Source organism: Micromonospora sp. B11E3 (assembly GCF_039871625.1).
Taxonomy (GTDB): Bacteria; Actinomycetota; Actinomycetes; order Mycobacteriales; family Micromonosporaceae; genus Micromonospora.
The window spans coordinates 1-5041 of sequence record NZ_JBDPMC010000159.1; the positions used below are offsets into that span (position 1 = coordinate 1).

A 5041-nucleotide genomic window follows, 5' to 3' on the forward strand; every position below is an offset into this window, starting at 1 on the left:
ATGGATCTGGATGGGATGGATCTGGACACACCAAAGCTCGACGACGAGTGGGAGCCGCCGCAGGACACCGAACAGGTCCAGTCCCCGCTGTCCGAATGGCCAGGGGTGGATGTCGCGTGGGTGCCGTTGGGGGTGGAGGACACCGCGACCGTGGCGGTCCCGCAACAGCGGGATGCGGGAGACCACGACCCGTCTTATCTTGACCCGAAACTTCTTGACCCGGCATTCGTGGAGGATCTGTGGATGCCGTACCTGGACCCGGACCCGGACCTGGGTGTGGGTCTAGGTCCGGGAGGGGTGGAACTGTCGGCACTGCCGCCCGGCTGGGGATGGACACCGGACGGCACCGAACAGGTCGATTCTTTGTACCCGCCGTCTGGGGTGTCGGAGGTCGGTGTCGCGTGGGCGCCGTCGGTGGTGGGGGACGACGTGACCGCGCCGGACGATCGGGATACGGAAGATCACGACCTGTCTTCTGTTGACCCGGCGCTTCTTAACTCGGCATTCACGCAGGATCTACGGATGCCGGACCCGGATCTGGACCCGGATCTGGTTCTGGACCTGGACCCGGATCTGGTTCTGGACCTGGACCCGGATCTGGTTCTGGACCCGGACCTGGGTCTGGGTCGAATGGGTACGCCGACGCTCGATGAGGGCTGGGAGCCGGGGGGCGATCAGGTCGATTCTTTGTACCCGCTGTCTGGGGTGTCAGGGGTGGGTGTTGCGTGGGCGCTGTCGGTGGTGGGGGACGACGTGACCGCGGCGGTTCCGGACGATCGGGATACGGAAGATCACGACCTGTCTTCTGTTGACCCGGCGCTTCTTAACCCGGCATTCATGCAGGATCTACGGATGCCGGACCCGGATCTGGATCTGGACCCGGATCTGGTTCTGGACTCGGACCCGGATCTGGTTCTGGACCTGGACCTGGACCTGGATCTGGACCTGGACCTGGATCTGGTTCTGGATCTGGATGGTGTGGATGGGGTTGGCCGGCCGGTGTTGGAGTTCCCGGTGCCGGCTGATGGGTATTGCGTGTTGTCGGCGTTCGTTGTCGCTGATCCGGTGTGGGTGCGGGACGTGTTGGCGCAGGCAGGGGTAGAGGTGCTGCCGACGGATCTTGAGTGGCTGTCTGGTCCTGAGCGGGTGCGCGTCAGTGTGGGGCGGATGGCTGGTGCGGTGCCGGCGGGGTCTGAGTTGGCGCGGGTGAACGAGTTGTTGCGGGCCCGTGTCGTGTCGTACCTGGACACCTGTTTCGGGTGGTTGCCGGCCGATGTGGTGATGCAGCGGCGGTATCTGCCGCAGGGGGAGCCGTGGCGGCAGGTGCGGGAGCTCAGCGATGGGCAGGTGTTGGCGCGGCTGATTGATCGTCTCGGCGACCAGGGTGTTTCGGGGGGCGGTGTTGTCACCGAGGCTGGTTTCCTGGATGCGCAGTGGATCGGGCAGCGGTATGACGAGGCGTGTGCGGAGTTGATCGGGTTGGGGCGGGATCCCGGTCCGGTCATGGATGTGCCGCAGGAGCAGTTGGACTTCGTCAACGGGCGTGGCCGGGGTTTTCCGGTGGCGTCGTTGGCGCCGGATCGGGCCCGTGAGTATCTGGTCCACGTGTTGAGCACGTCCGGCGGGCCGCTCGAGGCGGACGAGCTTGCCGAGGTCTTCGACACGGTGGCCGACTGGGGCCGCCGGTGGGATCGGCCGGGCGGGGAGTTCCTGCTGCCGTTGCTGGCCCACGCCACCGGTAGCCGGATCACCGTGTGGCAGCCCACCGGGCGGGGGGCGAGCCCGGTGGCGGTGTTCGGGCCGCCGGACGGCCGGCCGGTCACCCTGTACTACGTCGCGGCCGACCCGGCGAACCCCACCCACTACAACCACTACAACGCCGCTGTCCCCGATCCTGTCCCGTTACCGTCCGCGCCGGCCGGGCTGCCGCGGTCAGACGAGTGGGACGAGTTGTTCACGCGATTCTCTAGCGTGATGGGGCTGCCAGGAGCTGAGGATGTGCGCCGTAGTCTGCAGGCGGAGTTCGGCCTCATCATCGACAGAACCGACTTCGCTGAAGAGAACGGCCTGTCCCCGGAGGACGTTCACCGGCTGCGGCAGGCCCTGGACACGCGCGGGACGTCCGTTCCCCACCTCAAGGGGGCGCTGCTACGCCTGATGTCCGAGGTGTATCACGTCAACATCACTCTGGCCTCGGCCGCATCGGGATTCCACGACAACTATGGTTTCGCACCCGGGTATCCCAGGATGGTCGGACTGGGCCACCCCGCCACTCAGGTCACGTCCGGCCCGGCATCTCCGCACACGCAATCCATACCGATCCGTACCGGCCAATCGGCAACCCCGCACCCCACACCTCAGCCGCCCCCACCCACATCCACCACCGCGGCGCCACTACCAGAACCGCCAGATCACGTGGTCACTTGGCGGCCCGGCACGGATGGACCTCAAACCTTCCGCGAATACATGGCGGAGCTGGAAGGAAAGGGTGAACTCCCCGACCGGGTATCCCTACCCAAAAAGAGAAAGGGGAGGCTGGGGCGGGGGATGGCCGCATGGGTGAAAGCCTGGGCACAGGGACTGCAGGGTGAGCCCGCCCCCGACGGCCACCCCTACACCCTGGATGCGGTAGTCAAACTATCCGGCAAACTGATCACCCATGCCACGGTCTGGAGATATTGGCGGGAGGCGGCGCCGCCGCTGCCCCCACCGCCAGATCACGTAGTCACTTGGCGGCCCAGTAAGGATGGGCCTGCCACCCTCCGCGAATACCTGAAGAAGCTGGAAGAAAAGGGTGAACTCCCCGACCGGGTATCCCTGAACCCCGACAAAGAGGGGAGGCTGGGGCCGGGGATGGTCGCATGGGTGAAAGCCTGGGCACAGGGACTGCAGGGTAAGCCCGCCCCCGACGGCCACCCCTACACCCACGATGAGGTAGCCGAACTATCCGGCAAACTGATCAACCAGACATCGGTCGGGAATTATTGGCGGGAGGCGGCGCCGCCGCTGCCCCCACCGCCAGATCACGTGGTCACTTGGCGGCCCAGCAAGGGTGGGCCTGCCACCCTCCGCGAATACCTGAAGAAGCTGGAAGAAAAGGGTGAACTCCCCGACCGGGTATCCCTGGACACCGACAGAAAGGGGAAGTTGGGGCCGGGGATGGCCGCCTGGGTGAAAGCCTGGGCACAGGGACTGCAGGGTAAGCCCGCCCCCGGCGGCCACCCCTACACCCAATATGCGGTAGCCAAACTATCCGGCAAACTGATCAACCAGGTATCGGTCGGGAATTATTGGCGGGAGGCGGCGCCGCCGCTGCCCCCACCACCAGATCACGTGCTCACTTGGCGGCCCAGCAAGGGTGGGCCAGCCACCCTCCGCGAATACCTGAAGAAGCTGGAAGAAAAGGGTGAACTCCCCGACCGGGTATCCCTAAACCCCGACAAACAGGGGAAGTTGGGGCCGGGGATGACCGCATGGGTAAAAGCCTGGGCACAGGGACTACAGGGTAAGACCGCCCCCGACGGCCACCCCTACACCCAGGATGAGGTAGCCAAACTATCCGGCAACCTGATCACCCAGGTATCGGTCGGGAGATATTGGCGGGCAGTCAGGAACTCGGTGAACAACCGCAACTGACCCTGGTAGCTGCGGATCGTCGACGGCCGCAGATGCTTCTCGCTGGTCAACGACAACAACCATTCGTCCACGTGAGAGGCCGACCACGCCCAGGGAAACTCATTCGTGAAAGCCAGAAAACCCCGGACCAGATGCTCCCGCTGCGCGATCGTCTCCTCCCGCAGCCCCCGCGCCGTCTGCTGCGCCCGCCAGCCCCGCAGCATCGCCTCCACCATCGCCTCCTGAGGCCGCAGCTGCACCACACCGGCGACCAGCTCCAGACCCGCCGAACCCGCGAGGTTAGCCCGCCCCACTCGCCCTCCCCGAGCTCGCATGACGGGTGAATCATGCATCAGACCACCCCTACACCCAGCGGGCGGTAGCCAAACTATCCGGCAAACTGATCGACAAGACATCGGTCGGGACATATTGGCGGGAGGCGGCGCCGCCGCTGCCCCCACCGCCAGATCACGTGGTCACTTGGCGGCCCAGCAAGGGTGGGCCCGCCACCCTCCGCGAATACCTGAAGACGCTGGAAGAAAAGGGTGAACTCCCCGACCGGGTATCCCTGGACACCGACAGAAAGGGGGCGCTGGGGCCGGGGATGGCCGCATGGGTGAAAGCCTGGGCACAGGGACTACAGGATGAGCCCGCCCCCGACGACCACCCCTACACCCTGGATGCGGTAGCCAAACTATCCGGCAAACTGATCAACCAGACATCGGTCTGGAGATATTGGCGGGAGGCGGCGCCGCCGCTGCCCCCACCGCCAGATCACGTGGTCACATGGCGGCCCAGCAAGGGTGGGCCCGCCACCCTCCGCGAATACCTGAAGACGCTGAAAGAAAAGGGTAAACTCCCCGACCGGGTATCCCTGAACCCCGACAGAAAGGGGGCGCTGGGGCCGGGGATGGCCGCATGGGTGAAAGCCTGGGCACAGGGACTGCAGGGTGAGCCCGCCCCCGACGACCACCCCTACACCCTGGATGCGGTAGCCAAACTATCCGGCAAACTGATCAACCAAGAATCGGTCGGGAAATATTGGCGGGAGGCGGCGCCGTCGCTTTCTCCACCGCCACCCGGAACGGGTCAAGGTCTTGAGTTGCCGTTTGATTTACACCTTCTGCTCTAGTTTCTTGAATTTCGCGGGTATGCGGCGGATGCAGCGCAGGCCAGGGCGTAGTCGGGGGTTTCCTAACGCTCGTGTCACCGGGGGTCATTTAGTTGATCTTTAGGGCGGGGGGTCGAGCGTCTGGCCGGGCACGCGGCATTCGCCCCGGATGTCTCTGTCGGCAGAGGTGTAAGGTGCCAAAACTTAATTTCGGCGGCTGACCTGGGACTTCAAAGATCGGTTCAGGCGGCCCGATGGTACTCGTTGATGATTCCTCCCAGCCGTCGTCGGCGCCGGACGGCGCCGATGATCGGC

The 5041-nt window shown here is 65.2% G+C and carries 3 protein-coding genes; 2 read left to right on the forward strand and 1 reads right to left on the reverse strand.

What is annotated here, in order from left to right; all coding sequences use genetic code 11:
• Positions 1 to 429 precede the first annotated feature (429 nt).
• Positions 430 to 3636, forward strand: coding sequence for a hypothetical protein (locus tag ABGB16_RS33070; protein ID WP_347671991.1), 3207 nt, complete (start codon positions 430 to 432; stop codon positions 3634 to 3636).
• Here ABGB16_RS33070 and ABGB16_RS33075 read toward each other — a convergent pair.
• Positions 3531 to 3929 carry a site-specific integrase gene (locus tag ABGB16_RS33075; RefSeq protein WP_347671992.1) on the reverse strand — a complete coding sequence of 133 codons (399 nt, stop codon included), beginning with the start codon at positions 3927 to 3929 and terminating at the stop codon, positions 3531 to 3533. The genes ABGB16_RS33070 and ABGB16_RS33075 overlap by 106 nt on opposite strands.
• A gap of 26 nt (positions 3930 to 3955) precedes the next feature.
• Here ABGB16_RS33075 and ABGB16_RS33080 point away from each other — a divergent pair, with 26 nt between their 5' ends.
• The gene (locus ABGB16_RS33080; protein ID WP_347671993.1) at positions 3956 to 4747 is read left to right on the forward strand and encodes a hypothetical protein; all 792 of its coding nucleotides are present in this window, start codon (positions 3956 to 3958) and stop codon (positions 4745 to 4747) included.
• Positions 4748 to 5041 lie beyond the last annotated feature (294 nt).